The organism is Nocardia sp. IFM 10818, from assembly GCF_054655275.1.
In genome coordinates this window covers 3351100-3367537 of record NZ_BAAHJH010000001.1, presented here as the reverse complement: position 1 = coordinate 3367537, position 16438 = coordinate 3351100, and the positions used below count along the sequence as shown (strand labels likewise).

The window sequence follows — 16438 nt, the reverse complement described above, 5'->3', positions numbered from 1 at the left end:
GTCAGCCCCGCAGGGTGGCGTGGAGTTCCTGCAGGGACCGCACGCCGATGCCGCCGTTGATGGTGGCCTCGATGCCCTGCACGGCGGCCGCGGCGCCCTGGACGGTGGTGATGCACGGGATGTTCGCGCCCACCGCGGCGGTGCGGATCTCGTAGCCGTCCACGCGGGGCCCGTTGTTGCCGTACGGGGTGTTGAAGACGATGTCGACCTCGCCGTCGCGGATCATGTCCACGATGCTCGGCATCAATTCGGACCCGTCCGCGGTGCTGGAACGACCCTCCGCAAGCCCCGGGTCGGAGTGCTTGCGCACCCGCTCGCACGGAATACCGTTGCGGCGCAGCATTTCCGCCGTGCCGTCGGTGGCCAGGATGCGGAAGCCCAGGTCGTGCAGGCGCTTGACCGGGAACACCATGGCGCGCTTGTCGCGGTTGGCGATGGACACGAAGGCGGTGCCCTCGGTCGGCAGCGAACCGTAGGCGCCGGCCTGCGATTTGGCGAAGGCGGTGCCGAAATCGGCGTCGATGCCCATGACCTCGCCGGTGGACTTCATCTCCGGCGAGAGCAGCGAGTCGATGCCGGAGCCGTCCGGGCGGCGGAAGCGGTGGAAGGGCAGGACCGCTTCCTTGACCGCGACCGGCGCGTCGAACGGGGCGTGGCCGCCGTCGCCCTCGGCCGGGAGCAGGCCCTCCTTGCGGAGTTCGGCGATGGTGGCGCCCAAGGCGATGCGCGCCGCGGCCTTGGCCAGCGACACCGCGGTGGCCTTGGAGACGAACGGCACGGTGCGGCTGGCGCGCGGGTTGGCCTCGAGGACGTAGAGCACATCGTCCTTGAGCGCGTACTGCACGTTCAACAGGCCCTTGACGCCGATGCCCTTGGCCAGCGCGGCCGTCGAGCGGCGCACGGCCTCGATATCGCTGCGGCCCAGGGTGATCGGCGGGAGCGCGCACGCGGAGTCGCCGGAGTGGATGCCGGCCTCCTCGATGTGCTCCATGACGCCGCCCAGGTAGACCTCCTCGCCGTCGCACAGGGCGTCGACGTCGATCTCGATGGCGTCTTCCAGGAACCGGTCGATGAGCACCGGGCGGTCCGGGCTGATATCGGTGGCGCGGGAGATGTAGCCCTCGAGAGTGGCCTCGTCGTAGACGATCTCCATACCGCGGCCGCCCAGCACGTAGGACGGGCGCACCAGCACCGGGTAGCCGATCTCGGCGGCGATCTTCTTGGCCGCGTTGAAGGTGGTGGCGGTGCCGTACTTCGGAGCCGGAAGACCCGCGGCGACCAGGACATCGCCGAATTCGGCGCGGTCCTCGGCCAGGTCGATGGCGGCCGCGGAGGTGCCGACCACCGGGACGCCGGCATCGGTCAGGCGCTGCGCCAGGCCGAGCGGGGTCTGGCCGCCGAGCTGGCAGATGACGCCGGTGACTGTGCCGGACTCGGTTTCGGCGTGGTACACCTCGAGCACGTCCTCGAAGGTGAGCGGCTCGAAGTAGAGGCGGTCGGCGGTGTCGTAGTCGGTCGACACGGTCTCCGGATTGCAGTTGACCATGATGGTCTCGTAGCCCGCGTCCGAGAGCGTCTGCGCGGCATGCACACACGAGTAGTCGAACTCGATGCCCTGGCCGATGCGGTTGGGGCCGGAGCCGAGGATGATGACCTTCTCGCGCTCCCGCTGCGGCGCGACCTCGGATTCCGCGGCGGGATCGAGCTCGTAGGCCGAGTAGTGGTACGGGGTCTTGGCCTCGAATTCGGCGGCGCAGGTGTCGACGGTCTTGAACACCGGGCGGATGCCGAGCCGGTGCCGCAGCGCCCGCACGCCGTCCTCGCCCGCGAGTTCCGGTCGCAGCGAAGCGATCTGGCGATCGGACAGGCCGTAGTGCTTGGCGGTGCGCAGCAGCGGCTCGTCCAGCACGGCGGCGTCGATGATCTCCTGGCGCAGTTCCACCAGTCCGGCGACCTCGGCCACGAACCACGGGTCGATGCCCGAGGCGGCGGCCACGTCCTCGATGCTCGCGCCCAGGCGCAGCGCCCGCTCCACCTGGTAGATGCGGCCCTCGGTGGGAACCTTCAGGTCGTCGAGAACGGCCTGCGGATCGGTCCACTCGCCGTCGGGCTGGGTCCAGAAGCCGACGGCCTTGGTCTCCAGCGAGCGCAGCACCTTGCCGAGGGCCTCGGAGAAGTTGCGGCCCAGCGACATCGCCTCGCCCACCGACTTCATGGTGGTGGTCAGCGTGGTGTCGGCGCCCGGGAACTTCTCGAAGGCGAACCGCGGCGCCTTGACGACCACGTAGTCGAGCGTGGGCTCGAAACAGGCCGGGGTCTCCTTGGTGATGTCGTTGACGATCTCGTCGAGGGTGTAGCCGATGGCCAGCTTGGCGGCGATCTTGGCGATGGGGAAACCCGTTGCCTTGGAAGCCAATGCCGACGAGCGGGACACGCGCGGGTTCATCTCGATGACGATGAGGCGGCCGTCGCGCGGGTCGACGGCGAACTGGATGTTGCAGCCGCCGGTGTCGACGCCGACCTCGCGCAGGATGGCGATGCCCAGATCGCGCATCTTCTGGTATTCGCGGTCGGTGAGGGTCATGGCCGGGGCGACGGTGACCGAGTCACCGGTGTGCACGCCCATCGGGTCCACGTTCTCGATCGAGCAGACGATGACCACATTGTCATTGCGGTCGCGCATGAGCTCGAGCTCGAATTCCTTCCAGCCCAGGATGGATTCCTCGATGAGCACGTTCGCGGTGGGCGAGGCGGCCAGGCCGCCGCCGGCGATGCGGTCGAGGTCCTCGTGGTTGTAGGCCATGCCCGAGCCCAGGCCGCCCATGGTGAACGAGGGGCGCACGACCACCGGGAAGCCAAGGTCCGCAACGGTTTCGCGGACCTCGTCCATGGTGTAGCAGACCTTGGAGCGGGCGGATTCGCCGCCGACCTTGGCGACGATGTCCTTGAACTTCTGGCGGTCCTCACCGCGCTGGATGGCCTCGAAGTCGGCGCCGATGAGCTCGACGTTGTACTTCTCCAGGATGCCGTTCTCGTGCAGGGCGACAGCGCAGTTGAGCGCGGTCTGCCCGCCCAGGGTCGCCAGGATGGCGTCGGGGCGCTCCTTGGCGATGACCTTCTCGACGAATTCCCAGGTGATCGGCTCGACGTAGGTCGAATCGGCGAACTCCGGGTCGGTCATGATGGTCGCCGGGTTCGAGTTGACCAGCGACACGCGCAGGCCCTCGGACTTGAGCACCCGGCACGCCTGGGTGCCGGAGTAGTCGAACTCGCAAGCCTGGCCGATGACGATCGGGCCCGAGCCGATCACCAGGATGTGGTTCAGATCGGTGCGGCGTGGCATCAGGCTCCTTCCATCAGCATGGCAAAGCGGTCGAACAGGTAGGCGGCGTCGTGCGGTCCGGCGGCGGCCTCGGGGTGGTACTGCACCGAGAAGGCCTTGCCGTCCAGGAGGTTCAGGCCCTCGACGGTGCCGTCGTTGGCGCAGGTGTGCGAGACCTCGGCGCGGCCGAAGGGAGTGTCGAACTGCTCCCCCGCCTCGCCTTCCAGGGCGAAGCCGTGGTTCTGCGCGGTGATCGAGATGCGACCGGAGTGGTGCTCGACGACCGGGATATTGATGCCGCGGTGGCCGAACTTCATCTTGTAGGTCTTGCGGCCCAGGGCGCGGCCCAGGATCTGGTTGCCGAAGCAGATGCCGAACAGCGGCAGGCCCTCCGACAGCACGCCCTGGGTGAGGGCGACGGCGTCGTCCTGCGTGGCCGGGTCGCCGGGGCCGTTGGACAGGAACACCCCGTCGGGGTTGAGTTCCTTGATCTGGTCCAGGGTCACAGTGGACGGGACCACGTGCACCCGCATGCCGCGTTCGGCGAACATGCGCGGGGTGTTGGCCTTGATGCCGAGATCGACTGCGACGACGGTGAATCGGGCGTCGCCGGCCGGGTCGATGGTGTACATCTCCTTGGTGGAGACCTCACCGGCCAAATCCGCGCCCAGCATGGAGGGCTGGCCGTTGACGCGGGCCAGCAGCTCGTCGTAGTCGGCGAGCCGCTCACCGGAGAAGATGCCCGCCTTCATGGAACCGCGAGTGCGCAGGTGCCGCACCAGGGCCCGGGTGTCGATGCCCGCGATGCCGACGATGTTCTGGTTCTCCAGCTCGGCTTGCAGGGTGCGCTTCGCGCGCCAGTTGGAGGCGCGGCGCGCCGGATCGCGCACGGCGTAGCCGGCGACCCAGATCTGCTGCGATTCGTCGTCCTCGTCGTTCCAGCCGGTATTGCCGATCTGCGGGGCCGTGGCCACCACGATCTGGCGGTCGTAGCTGGGGTCGGTGAGGGTCTCCTGGTAGCCGGTCATCGCGGTGCAGAACACCGCCTCACCCAAAGTCTGCCCGACGGCGCCGAAGGTCGTCCCGCGGAACACGCGGCCGTCTTCGAGCACCATCACCGCCGTATTGCCGCTCATGCCTCTTCTCCCGTCATCGCACCGGTCCAGGCCGGATACACCGTCTTGTCGTCGCCCCGGAACCCGGTGTCCACCTCGGTTCCGGTCGCCAATTTCCAGCGAATTACCAGCACACCATCTTCCGTCATTACTTTTCCGGCATGCCCGCGCTCGGCGCGCACCGCGGTAATGGACTCCTGCGGAATCCAGATCGTGGATGCGCCGTCGCGCTCGAGCAGAATGCCGCGCTCGAATCGAGTCAGTTCGGCCGTGGCCCGGAAACCCAGGTCGCCCACCGTGATTCGCTGAATCCAGCTGGGGGCCAGGGTGCTGCCGAGATACAGGCCGGTGGTCGGCTCCAGCAGCTGCGCACCGCAGTCGGCGGGCACGGCCGGCAGTTCACCGATCGAGGCCGCCTGCCGCTTCGCCCGGCCGGTCCACGCGCGGTACATGGCCCACAGGGTCAGTACGAACAGCGCGAGCAGCCCGACGACCCACAGCCATCGCTCCAACTCCATTTACGGTCCTCCTCGGTTCCCCGCCCGCCGAGCCTCCCCGGCAAGGACTTTGCCGTCGCGGGCCGTGATCGCGCCGCGCAGGAAGGTGGCGGACACCTTCGCGGGCAGGGTCATGGACTCGAACGGCGTGTTGTTGGCGATACTCGCCAAATCCTTGCTGCGGACGGTCCATTCCGCATCCGGGTCGATGAGCACCAGATTGGCGGGCTCACCGACCTCGAGCGGACGGCCCTGGTCGTCGAGGCCGACGATGCGCGCCGGGTTCTCGCTCATGACGCGCGCCACACCGCGCCAGTCCAGCAGGCCGGGGCGGACCATGGTCTCCACGATGATCGACAGCGCGGTCTCCAGGCCCAGCATGCCGGGACGGGCGGCGGCGAACTCGCAGCACTTGTCCTGTTCGGCGTGCGGGGCGTGATCGGTGGCGACGCAGTCGATGACGCCCTCGGCCAGGGCCTGCCGCAGTGCGGCCACATCGGAGGATTCGCGCAGCGGCGGGTTCACGCGGTTGACCGCGTCGTAGGTCTCCAGGCGCGAATCGTCCAGGAGCAGGTGATGCGGGGTGACCTCGGCGGTGATCGAAATGCCCTGGGCCTTGGCCCATTTCAGCAGTTCGACGGTGCCGGCGGTGGAGGCGTGGCAGATGTGCACGCGGGCGCCGGCATCGCGGGCCAGCAGGGCGTCGCGGGCCACGATGGACTCCTCGGCGGCACGCGGCCAGCCGGCCAGGCCCAGGCGGGCGGCGGTCGGACCCTCGTGCGCCACAGCGCCTTCGGTGAGACGCGGCTCCTCGGCGTGCTGGGCGATGAGCACGCCCAGGGAGTTCGCGTACTCGAGGGCGCGGCGCATGATCAGCGGGTCGTAGACGCAGTGGCCGTCGTCGGAGAACATGCGCACCGCGCCGACACTCTGGGCCATGGTGCCCATTTCGGCGAGCTGCTTGCCCTGCAGGCCGACGGTGACCGCACCCACCGGGTACACGTCGACCAGGCCGACCTCCTGGCCGCGCCGCCACACGTGGTCGGTGACCACGGCGGAGTCGGCGACCGGATTGGTATTGGCCATGGCGAACACGGCGGTGTAGCCGCCCAGAGCCGCCGCGGCGGAACCGGAGTCGATGGTCTCGGTGTCCTCGCGGCCCGGTTCACGCAGATGCGTGTGCAGGTCGATGAAGCCCGGCAGCAGGTATTTGCCGGTGCCGTCGACGATCTCGGCCTCGACAATGCCCAGATCGGTGCCGATCTGCCGGATCTCGCCGTCGGCGAGCAGCACATCGACCGGGTCGCCCTCACCGTAGAGACGGACGTTCTTGATCAGCACGCCGGTCATGCCACCACCTCATCCGTTCCGACCAGCAGGCGGAACAGCACCGCCATGCGCATATGGACTCCGTTGTTGACCTGTTGCAGCACAGCCGCTTTCGGCGAATCGGCGACCGCCGAGGCGATCTCCATACCGCGCAGCATGGGGCCGGGGTGCAGCACCACCGCGTGCTCGTCGAGCATGCCGAGGCGGCGCTCGTTCAGGCCGTAGTTGATCGAGTACTCCCGCGCCGAGGGGAAGAAGCCGCCGTTCATGCGCTCGGCCTGCACGCGCAGCATCATGACCGCGTCCGCGCCGGGCAGTTCGGCGTCGAGGGAGTGCGAAATCCGCACCGGCCAGGCGTCCACGCCCACCGGCAGCAGCGTGCGCGGGGCCACCAGCACCACCTCGGCGCCGAGGGTGCTGAGCAGGAAGGCATTCGAGCGCGCGACCCGGCTGTGCAGGATATCGCCGACCAGCACGATGCGCTTGCCCTCCAGATCGCCGAGGCGCTGGCGCAGGGTCAGCGCGTCCAGCAGCGCCTGGGTCGGGTGCTCGTGCATGCCGTCGCCGGCATTGATGATCGAGGGGCCGGGGCCGTTGTACCCGCCGCTCTTGTCGGTCATCTCGGCGAACCAGCGCGCGATCTGGTGCGCGGCGCCGGAGGCCGGATGCCGCACGATGAGCGCGTCCGCACCGGCGGCGTGCAGGGTCAGCGCGGTGTCGCGCAGCGATTCACCCTTGGAGACAGAGGAACTCGACGCGCTCACATTGATGACGTCGGCGCTCATCCACTTCCCGGCGACCTCGAAGGAGACGCGGGTGCGGGTGGAGTTCTCGAAGAACACCGTCATGACGGTGCGGCCGCGCAGCGTCGGCAGCTTCTTGACCTCGCGCCCCAGCAGCGCCTGCTCGAATCGCTCGGCCTCGTCCAGCAGTCCGGTGGCGGCGGCGCGGTCCAGATCGGTGACCGACAGCAGATGCCTCACTGGTCCTCGCCCTCCTGTCGCAGATACACACCGTCACGCCCGTCGTGCTCGCGCAGCAGCACCGAGATGTCCTCGGTGCGCGCGGTGGGCACGTTCTTGCCGACATAGTCGGCGCGAATGGGCAGTTCGCGATGGCCGCGGTCGATGAGCACGGCCAGCTGGACCGCGCGCGGGCGGCCCAGATCCCGCAGCCCGTCCAGCGCGGAGCGCACGGTGCGGCCGGAGAACAGCACATCGTCGACCAGCACGACCAGCGCGTCCTCGATACCGCCCTCGGGCACCGAGGTGCGTTCGAGCGGGCGGTGCGGGCGCGAGCGCAGATCATCGCGGTAGAGGGTGATGTCAAGGGAGCCCATGGCGGGGCGGACACCGGAGAACTCTTCGATCCGGTTGGCCAGCCGCGTGGCGAGAGTGGTTCCGCGGGTGGGGATTCCAATGAGAACGACGCGAGCGGCATGGGGATCGCCGGAATCGAGCGCGGTCTTCTCGATGATCTGGTGCGCCATGCGCGCGATGGTCCGGCCCACATCGGAATCGGACAGCAGCTCGCGTCCGGCCTGGACCTGTTCAGGGTCGTGCCGCTGCGAGTATTCGGCAGCGCTCGACTTGGCCGCCCGGTCTTCGGGCACAGCCATGCCGACCTCCTTCCCCGCCTCACCGGACGGTCCGTTAAAGGATGTCTTTTCGGCTGCCGAGCCTATCAGCGCCGCCTCGTTGCGAACACACCGCACCCCTGTGGCAACCGGCACTCGGGAGGCTCACGCGGGCCAGTTCCACCATTGGTCCCAGCGACCTGCCAGTTCGTCCCGATCGGTGCCCGCGAACTCGACACCTGCGCATTCGTGTCCGAGATTTGCTGCCATTAGCCACACAGTGTCAGCTATCTCACAGCTATGATCCGAACGTTTGGTTTGCAAGAAGCTGGGAGGAATCTCACTTGACGTCCTCCCCGCCCTACAGGATGGGGATTCCCGACTTCGCAGTCGGGGCTTTCTGCTTCAGCGCCAACCGCCCTCCAGGAGAACTCCTTTGAGGTCTTACACCGGCTCCACAGACCGACACCGCCCGCCCGGCGGCCAGAATATTCTGCGCGGCATTCACATCCCGGTCGTGGGTCACACCGCACCCGCACGTCCACATGCGGACATTCAGCGGCATTCCCTCGTACAGGGCGCCACAGCTCGAACACAGCTTCGACGACGGGAACCAACGGTCCACGACTACCAGCTCTCGCCCGTACCACGCGCACTTGTACTCCAGCATCTCCCGGAACGTGGCCCACGCCGCGTCACTGATGGCGCGGGCCAGTTTCGGATTTTTGACCATATTGCGCACGGTCAAGTCTTCGATCACGAGCGCTTGGTTTTCACGCACGAGTCGAGTGGTGAGCTTGTGCAGAAAGTCGCGGCGACGATCACCGATCCGAGCCTGAACGCGAGCGACCTCATGCTTGGCTTTGTCTCGGTTTATCGACCCCTTCGTCTTGCGGGACAGGTTCCGCTGAGCCTTCGCAAGCCGGGCGCGGTCACGTCTCTCATGCCGCGGGTTCGCGATCTTCTCGCCCGTGGAAAGGGTGAGGAGATGTTCGAGGCCGGCGTCGATACCCACCACACCCTCAGCAAACTCGGGCGGAGTGATGGTTTCTTCGACGAGGATGGACACGAACCAGCGCCCTGCCGCGTCACGGGAGACGGTGACAGTGGACGGCTCCGCACCCTCGGGCAGCGGACGCGACCACACGATGGCGAGTGGTTCGCTCATCTTCGCCAGCGTGAGGCAGCCGTCGCGCCACCGAAATCCCGATTTGGTGTACTCGGCGCTGGCACGGGACTTCTTGCGCGACTTGAACTTCGGATAGCGCGTTCGCTTGTCCCAGAATGCCGTGAACGCGGCCTGCAGGTGCCGCAACGCCTGCTGCAGCGGCACCGACGACACCTCGTTCAGATAGGCAAGTTCCTCGATTTGCTTCCACGCGGTCAGCATCGCCGAGGTCGTGTTGTAGTTGATGCGCTCGGCTCGAAGCGTCCATGCCTCGGTACGAGCAGCCAACGCCAGGTTGTAGACCTTACGGACGCATCCGAATGTGCGCGACAGCTCGACTGCCTGATCTTCGGCCGGGTAGAAGCGGTACTTGTACGCCCGCTTCACCCGCGACGATGCCATGGCGCACAGGCTAACAACGACTTACTTGGCAAACAGCTGGATTGTGAGATCCACTGCTTGGGTCTGCGTATCCCTCCGGCTCTCGAGGACGACGTATCCAAGGAGGTGTTTCGATGAATAAACCGGTTGTCTGGGCCATCGCCGCCGCCATCGCGATTGCCGGCCCGCTCATCGGCATCACCCTGCGCCGGCTGGTCGATCGCCTGGAGGCGAAGACCTCCACGCGCACCCGGGCGATGTACCGGATGGCCTTCGGGCTCGCCCGCGATATCGCGGTTCCGGTCTGCTCGCTGGTCGGCCTCATGATCGCGGTCTCGCTGCCGACCGGGCTGCCGGTTTCCCCCGATCTGGTGCGCCGGATCCTGACGGCGGCCATGATGCTGGCCATTACGTTCGCGGTCTCGCGACTGGCCGCGGAGGTCGTCATCTCCATCACCCGCCGGATCACCGGCGTGGCCGGATCGGTCAGCCTGTTCTCCACCATCACCAAGACCATCGTGCTGGTACTGGGCCTGCTGATCACCCTGGACAGCGTGGGCGTGAAGATCACCCCGCTGCTCGGCGCGCTGGGCATCGGCGCGCTGGCCATCGCGCTCGCGCTCGAGGGCACGCTCGCCAATCTCTTCGCCGGCGTGCACATCCTCGCCTCGAAGACGGTGAATCCGGGCGACTTCGTCAAGCTCGACACCGGCGAGGTGGGCTGGGTCAGCGACGTCAACTGGCGCACCACCACCATCCAGGACATCCCGGGCAACTACATCATCGTGCCCAATCGCAAGTTCGCCGAGGCCATCCTCACCAACTACCACCGGCCCGATCAGGACATGGCCATCACGGTGGAGGTCAGCGCGGCCTACGACAGCGATCTCGACTTCGTCGAGGAGGTGACCCTGGATGTGGCGCGGCGGGTGATGAAGGAGCTCGACTGCGGCTTCGCCAGCGCCGATCCGCGGGTGCGGTTCCACACCTTCGGCGATTCCGGCGTGGAATTCCGGGTGGTGCTGCGCACCCGGAATTACGAGGATCAGTACCTGCTGGTCAGCGAATTCATCAAGGCCCTGCACCGGCGCTACCGCCAGGAGCGCATCGTCATTCCGTACCCGATGCGGGTGCTGCACATCCAGTCGCCGACGACCGCGGCGCTGGCCAGCCTGGACCCGGACCTCTCGCTCACCACCGCGGCCGAGGTGAGCGCCGATCTCGCGGGGCGCACCGAGCCCTGAGCCACGCGCTCGATCCCGGCGACCGAGATCGTCTATACACCGTATATCGCCGTGTGCGATGCTCGAAGGCGTGAGCAACGACGCCGCCTGGAACGACCCCACCCCGATGACCTTCCGTGGCTTCGGAGGCATCTCGCTGGCCGGTGACGGCTGGGGCCCGGAGGCCGGGCCGCTCGTGGTGTTCCTGCACGGCGGCGGCCAGACCCGGCACTCCTGGAAGGACTCCGGACTCGCGCTGGCCAAGGCCGGCATGCGCGCGGTGCTGCTCGACGCCCGCGGGCACGGCGACAGCAACTGGGCCCCGGACGGCAACTACCGCCGCGAGGCCATGGTCGAGGATCTGATGGGCGTGATCGACCAGCTCGGCCGTCCGGCCTTCGTGGTCGGCGCCAGCATGGGCGGGCTCACCGGGCTGCTCGCCACCGCGCACCCGCAGCGCGATCGCATTACCGGGCTGGTGCTCGTCGATGTGGTGCCGCGCCCGGAGCGGGCGGGCGTGGAGCGGGTGCTCAACTTCCTCAGCGGGCATCCCGAGGGCTTCGCCACCCTAGAGGAGGCTGCCGACGCCGTCGCGGCGTACCTCCCGCACCGCCGCCGCCCGCGCAGTCCCGAAGGGCTGCAACGCAATCTGCGGCAGCGCGCCGACGGCCGCTGGTACTGGCACTGGGATCCGGCCATGATGTCGGGCCGCGGCGAGGACATCGACCTGCACAGCACTGTGCTCGAAGACGCCGCGCGCAATCTGGAGATTCCGGTGCTGCTGGTGCGCGGCGCGCTCTCCGACGTGGTGAGCGAGGCCGGGGTGGCCGCCTTCCGCGCCCTGGTGCCCGACGCCGAATACGCCGAGATCGGTTCGGCCGCGCACACCGCGGCCAGCGATGCCAATGACGAATTCACCGATGCCGTGGTCGATTTCGTGCGCAGCCATGTGAACGGCAGCTGACCGTCCACGGAACGTGACCGGGGGCCGACGAGTTCACCGGCCCCCGTTCACGAAACGAGCCAGCCCCCGTTCACAAAACGAGCCAGCCCCCGGCTCACGGAACGAGCCTGACCCGGCTCACGTAGCGAGCCTGCCTCGGCTCACGGAGCGAGCCTGCCGCGGCTCATGGGGTGAGCGTTGCCTCGGCAAGTTCGCTCGGGCGCGCTTGCGCACCCTCCCGCGCGGCCACCTCGAATCCGTGGTCGCCGAGGTGATCTCGTACGGCCCGCTCGATTCGGGCCACGTCCGGCTGGGAGCGATCGGTCAGGCCGCGCACCGCGGCGCTCGCCGCGAGCAGGCGCGCGGCCTGCTCGTACCGTTCCTCGCGCAGCGCCAGATCCGCGACGCCGACCAAGACACCGGCGATCAGTGGTGCGTGCCCCGCTTCGGCTGCCGAGCGGAAGGATTCGGCGCGGTGGGCGCGGGCCTCGGCGAGATCCTCGGCGAGGTAGCCGAGCAGGTCGTGCACGACCGCGCGGATGAGGGCCCGGTCGGCGTGCGCGCCCAGCGCGGTGCGCGCGAGGTCGAGTTGCCGGCGCGCCTGCTCGGCGTCGCCGCTCCAGCGCGCCAGCTCCGCCTTCGACAGCGCCAGGTCGGACAGCACATTCGGCCAGGCGACCCGCTCCGCGGTCCGCTGCGCCTCGGCGAGGGCCGCCGCACTCGACTCGGAATCGCCCATGAGCCAATACAATTGGGCCTGCCGGGACCGCATGCGCACGATGTCCTCGATGGCGCCGACCTCGGTGACGACCGCGACCGCCTGGCCGTAGTACTCGCAGGCGGCGGCGAATTCGCCGCGCATGGCAATGCGATCGGCCAGTTCGGTCAGGGCGAACGAGATCCCCCAGCGGTCGCCGATCGCGCGGAATTCGGTGAGCGCCCGTTCGAGGCAGTCGTCGGCCGCGCGGCCGGTGTCGCCGAGCTGAATGCGCATCTTGCCCAAGTGCAGTCGCGCCAGGGCGCGCACCCACGGATCCTCGTCGCCCGCCAGCGCTTCCCAGGCGGGCAGGATCTCCTCCGGTCCCCGCAGCATGCGTTCCAGCGGGGCGGCGATCTTCAGCACCGGGTGGTTGGCCGGCACCCGCCGGCTGAATTCGTAGGCCTTGCGGATCCACTCCTCGGCCTCGAATTGGTCGCCCTGCCGGCCGGAGGCCACGAACTGGACGACGAAGGCGTACACCATGGCCCGGCTCTTGTCGGCCACCTCGCCGGGCAGGGCGGTGGCCGCCATGATCAGCTCGTCGCCCTCGGCCTTGTGCCCGCCCAGCCACCAGTACCAGCCGGCGGCCGCGGCCAGTCGCATGGCGGCGTCCGCCTCCTGCGCGGCGATCGCGCCGCGCATGGCGGCGGCGATATTGTCGTGCTCGGCTTCCAGGGTGGCGAGCCATTCCAATTGCTCGGCGCGGCGCAGATAGGTGTCGGCGACTTCGACGAGGTCGGTGAAATAGCCCAGATGAGCGTGCCGCGCCGAATCCGCTTCGCCCGCTTCGGCGAGACGCTGCCGGGCGTATTCCTTGATGGTGCCGAGCATGCGGTAGCGCGGCGCCGGGCCGTCCTCGGTGAGCACCAGCGATTTCTCGGTCAGCGCGGTCAGCAGGTCGAGCACCTCCCAGGTCTCGACCGTCTCGTCGGCGCAGACCCGTTCGGCGGCTTCCAGGCTCGCGCCGCCGGAGAACACCGACAGCCGGCGCAGCACCGCGCGTTCGGCGTCGGTGAGCAGCTCCCAACTCCAGTCCACCACCGCGCGCAGGGTCCGGTGCCGCGGCAGCGCCGTGCGGCTGCCGCCGGTCAGCAGGCGGAAGCGGTCGTCGAGGCCATGGGCGAGCTGCTCGAGGGACATGGTGCGCAAGCGGGCCGCGGCCAGTTCGATGGCCAGGGGCATGCCGTCCAGCGCCCGGCACACCCGTGCCAGGGTCGCCAGGGTGGTGTCGTCGGCCGGGAGGTCCTTGCGCACGGCATCGGCGCGGTCGCGCAAAAGCCGCACGGCGGGAGCGGATTCGATCTCGCTCGGGTCGGCGTCGTCCTCCGGCAGGGCCAGCGGCACGACGGGCCACAGCGCTTCGCCGGTGATGCCGAGGGGTTCGCGGCTGGTCGCGAGGATGCGCAGCCGCCGGCAGTCGCCGAGCACGCGATGGGCGAAGGCCGCGGCCGACTCGATGACGTGCTCGCAGTTGTCGAGGATCAGCACCAGTTGCCGCTCGCGGACCGCGGCGATGACCCGTTCGGTCGCATCCGCGTCCTGCGCCTCGCCGAGCAGAGCATCGCGCAGTTTGAGCGCGGCGAGCGTGGCCTGGGCGATGTTGTTGCCGCTCCCCTGTCCCGCGGACCCGGGGTCGCCGTCGGCGCCGATGGCCGCGAGTTCGATGACCCAGGCCCCATCGGGCAGGTCGCCGAGCAGCGTGCGCGCGGTTTCGGTGGCCAGCCGGGTCTTGCCCGAGCCGCCCGGGCCGATGAGGGTGGTGAGCCGGTGCCCGGAGAGGAGTTCGCGGACCGCGGCGATATCGGCGTCCTTGCCGACGAAGCTGGTCAGCTCGGCCCGCAGGTTGGTCTTGCGGGTCTCCTCGCGGCGTCCGATCTCGCCGCGCAGCAGCTTGACGTGCAGGGCGGACAGATCCGGGGAGGGGTCCACGCCCAGTTCCTCGGCCAGGGTTTCGCGGGTGCGCTCGTAGACGCGCAGCGCCTCGTTCTCGCGGCCGGTCGCGGTGAGGGCGCGCATGAGGGCGGCGACGAGGCGTTCCCGCATCGGATGCGCGGCCACCAGATCGGTCAGCTCGGTGACCAGTTCCGCGCTGTTGCCGAGATCGATCTCCGCGTCGTAACGATCCTCCAGGGCCGCCAGGCGCAGACCGTCGAGCCGGGTGATCACCGCGTCAAAGGCCCCGGACTCCTGCAGGCCGATGTCCTGCAGGGCCGCACCGCGCCACAGGGCGAGGGCCTCGCGCAGCCACCGCACCCCCAGCGGATCGTCGGTGCTGCGGGCTCGAGCGACGAGACGTTCGAATCGCACGGCATCGACGTCGTCGGGTTCCACCCGCAGCCGGTAGCCGTCCGGCCGGCCCTCGATCGCCCCTTCCGGCAGGACCTTCCGCAGCCGGGAAACCAAGCGCTGCAAGGCGTTCGCGGCATCGGAGGGCGGGTTGTCGCCCCAGATCCAGTCGATGAGCGTCGCTTTCGGGACCGCGCGACCCGGCTCGAGGGCGAGGGCCGTCAGCAGCCCGCGCAACCGAGCGCCCGGCACGTCGGCGAAACCGCCGTCGGCCGTACGAATCTCGAATGGTCCCAGGATCCCGATCTGCACCCGCCGATCTTGCCATGGCCGCGATGTCAGATCCGTGTCAGTCGTATGTCAGGGCCCTCGGCGACCGTGGTCGGCACAGCCCGCCACGAAAGGAAAACCCCATGACCTCGACGGTTCCCGTCCCGCACGGCCTGCCCACGGAGCGCGATGCGGGCCCGTTCGATCCGCCCCGCGCGATCACCCGGCTGCGCGAGGCGCGCCCGGTCAGTCCGCTCGTCTTCCCCAGCGGGCATCAAGGCTGGCTCGTCACCGGCTACGAGGCGGTCCGCCGGGTCATGTCCGACACCCGCTTCAGCTCCCGCCAGGACCTCGGCGTCGTGCACGCGCTGGACGAATCGCCCGACCTGCCCGCGCAGACCGAGCCGTCCCCGCAGATTCCGGGCCTGTTCATCGCCATGGACCCCCCGGACCACACGCGACTGCGGCGCAAGCTGACCGGCGCCTTCACGGTCAAGCGCATGAAGCAGCTCGAGGACCACATCATCGAGATCGTCGAGCGGCAGCTGGACGAGATGGCGCGGCTGACCCCGCCGGTGGACCTGGTGCGCGAGTTCGCGCTGCCGGTGCCGTCGCTGGTGATCTGCGAACTGCTCGGCGTGCCGTACGAGGACCGGGCGACCTTCCAGCTCAACTCCGCCAAGTTCCTGGTCCGGAATCCGGTGGTCGAGGAGAAGATGGCCGCCTATGGCGCGATGACCACGTATCTGGCCGGCCTGGTCATGAGCAAGCGCGCCGAGCCGGGCGAGGACATTCTCTCCGACCTGGCCCGCGACGAGGACCTCGGCATCGAGGAGCTGACCGGCATCGCCTTCCTGCTGCTGCTCGCCGGCCACGAGACCACCTCCAATATGCTGGCGCTGGGCGCCTTCGCCTTGCTCGAACACCCGGAGCAGCTGGCAGAACTGCGCGCGAACCCCGAGCTGGTCCCCGAGGCCGTCGAGGAGCTCATGCGCTATCTGTCGGTGGCCGACATCTTCTACCGCTACGCCACCGAGGACATCGAACTCGGCGGCGAGACCATCGCCGCGGGCTCCACCGTCGTCGTCTCGCTACTGGCCGCCAACCACGATCCCCAGCGCTTCGAGAACCCGGACACCCTCGACATCCACCGCAAGGCCCGCGGCCACCTGTCCTTCGGCCACGGCGTGCACGCCTGCCTCGGCCAGCAGCTGGCCCGCATCGAAATGCGCGCCGGTTTCGAAGGATTGACCCGCCGCTTCCGCACCCTCGCCCTCGCGGTCCCCGCCGGAGAAGTGCCGCTGCGCACCGATATGAACATCTACGGCGTGCACGAACTGCCGGTCACCTGGACGGATGCGGACCGATGAGCGTGCACCTCACCACCGATCGGGAACGCTGCATCGGCGCGGGCATGTGCACCCTGCTCGCACCACAGGTCTTCGATCAGGACGAGGACGACGGCAGGGTGCGCCTGCTCGACCCGCAACCACGCGATGGTCGTGCGCTGCGGGACGCGTTGCACGCGTGCCCGTCCGGCGCGCTCGCACTCCGTGAGTAAGGGGGTT

At 68.8% G+C, this 16438-nt stretch carries 12 protein-coding genes; 4 read left to right on the top strand and 8 right to left on the bottom strand.

Features of this window, described 5'->3' with window-relative positions; all coding sequences use genetic code 11:
- Window position 1: 1 nt before the first annotated feature.
- From carB to ACYQ5L_RS15555, 7 genes are all read right to left on the bottom strand, one after another.
- Window positions 2–3343 (bottom strand): carbamoyl-phosphate synthase large subunit, encoded by a 3342-nt coding sequence (gene carB, locus ACYQ5L_RS15585; protein WP_459958156.1) that lies wholly within the window; start codon window positions 3341–3343, stop codon window positions 2–4.
- On the bottom strand, window positions 3343–4458 hold the full coding sequence (gene carA / locus ACYQ5L_RS15580) for a glutamine-hydrolyzing carbamoyl-phosphate synthase small subunit (RefSeq protein WP_459958155.1): 1116 nt from the start codon (window positions 4456–4458) through the stop codon (window positions 3343–3345). The genes carB and carA overlap by 1 nt, the downstream gene beginning before the upstream one ends.
- Complete coding sequence (locus tag ACYQ5L_RS15575; RefSeq protein ID WP_459958153.1) at window positions 4455–4955, bottom strand: PH-like domain-containing protein; 501 nt, start codon at window positions 4953–4955, stop codon at window positions 4455–4457. The genes carA and ACYQ5L_RS15575 overlap by 4 nt, the downstream gene beginning before the upstream one ends.
- Window positions 4956–6284: a dihydroorotase gene (locus ACYQ5L_RS15570; protein ID WP_459958152.1), complete on the bottom strand. Its 1329-nt coding sequence runs from the start codon at window positions 6282–6284 to the stop codon at window positions 4956–4958.
- The gene (locus ACYQ5L_RS15565) at window positions 6281–7246 is read right to left on the bottom strand and encodes an aspartate carbamoyltransferase catalytic subunit (protein ID WP_459958150.1); all 966 of its coding nucleotides are present in this window, start codon (window positions 7244–7246) and stop codon (window positions 6281–6283) included. The genes ACYQ5L_RS15570 and ACYQ5L_RS15565 overlap by 4 nt, the downstream gene beginning before the upstream one ends.
- Window positions 7243–7881 carry a bifunctional pyr operon transcriptional regulator/uracil phosphoribosyltransferase PyrR gene (pyrR, locus tag ACYQ5L_RS15560; RefSeq protein ID WP_379193673.1) on the bottom strand — a complete coding sequence of 213 codons (639 nt, stop codon included), beginning with the start codon at window positions 7879–7881 and terminating at the stop codon, window positions 7243–7245. The genes ACYQ5L_RS15565 and pyrR overlap by 4 nt, the downstream gene beginning before the upstream one ends.
- Before the next feature lie 319 nt (window positions 7882–8200).
- Window positions 8201–9409 carry an RNA-guided endonuclease InsQ/TnpB family protein gene (locus ACYQ5L_RS15555; protein WP_459958148.1) on the bottom strand — a complete coding sequence of 403 codons (1209 nt, stop codon included), beginning with the start codon at window positions 9407–9409 and terminating at the stop codon, window positions 8201–8203.
- 113 nt (window positions 9410–9522) lie between these two features.
- Between ACYQ5L_RS15555 and ACYQ5L_RS15550 the strand changes: the two genes are divergently transcribed.
- Together ACYQ5L_RS15550 and ACYQ5L_RS15545 are read left to right on the top strand one after the other, a co-directional pair.
- Entirely contained in the window at window positions 9523–10632 is a 1110-nt protein-coding gene (locus ACYQ5L_RS15550; protein WP_459958147.1) for a mechanosensitive ion channel family protein, read from the top strand.
- A 58-nt stretch (window positions 10633–10690) separates the two neighbouring features.
- The gene (locus ACYQ5L_RS15545) at window positions 10691–11575 is read left to right on the top strand and encodes an alpha/beta fold hydrolase (protein ID WP_459958145.1); all 885 of its coding nucleotides are present in this window, start codon (window positions 10691–10693) and stop codon (window positions 11573–11575) included.
- A gap of 163 nt (window positions 11576–11738) precedes the next feature.
- Here the strand turns inward: ACYQ5L_RS15545 and ACYQ5L_RS15540 are convergent, their stop codons facing one another.
- Window positions 11739–14912 (bottom strand): ATP-binding protein, encoded by a 3174-nt coding sequence (locus ACYQ5L_RS15540; protein WP_459958143.1) that lies wholly within the window; start codon window positions 14910–14912, stop codon window positions 11739–11741.
- Window positions 14913–15013: 101 nt separating this feature from the next.
- Here ACYQ5L_RS15540 and ACYQ5L_RS15535 point away from each other — a divergent pair, with 101 nt between their 5' ends.
- Together ACYQ5L_RS15535 and ACYQ5L_RS15530 are read left to right on the top strand one after the other, a co-directional pair.
- Window positions 15014–16240, top strand: a complete 1227-nt coding sequence (locus ACYQ5L_RS15535) for a cytochrome P450 (RefSeq protein WP_459958141.1) — start codon at window positions 15014–15016, stop codon at window positions 16238–16240.
- The gene (locus ACYQ5L_RS15530) at window positions 16237–16431 is read left to right on the top strand and encodes a ferredoxin (protein WP_459958139.1); all 195 of its coding nucleotides are present in this window, start codon (window positions 16237–16239) and stop codon (window positions 16429–16431) included. Before ACYQ5L_RS15535 ends, ACYQ5L_RS15530 begins: the two co-directional genes overlap by 4 nt.
- Window positions 16432–16438: the final 7 nt, after the last annotated feature.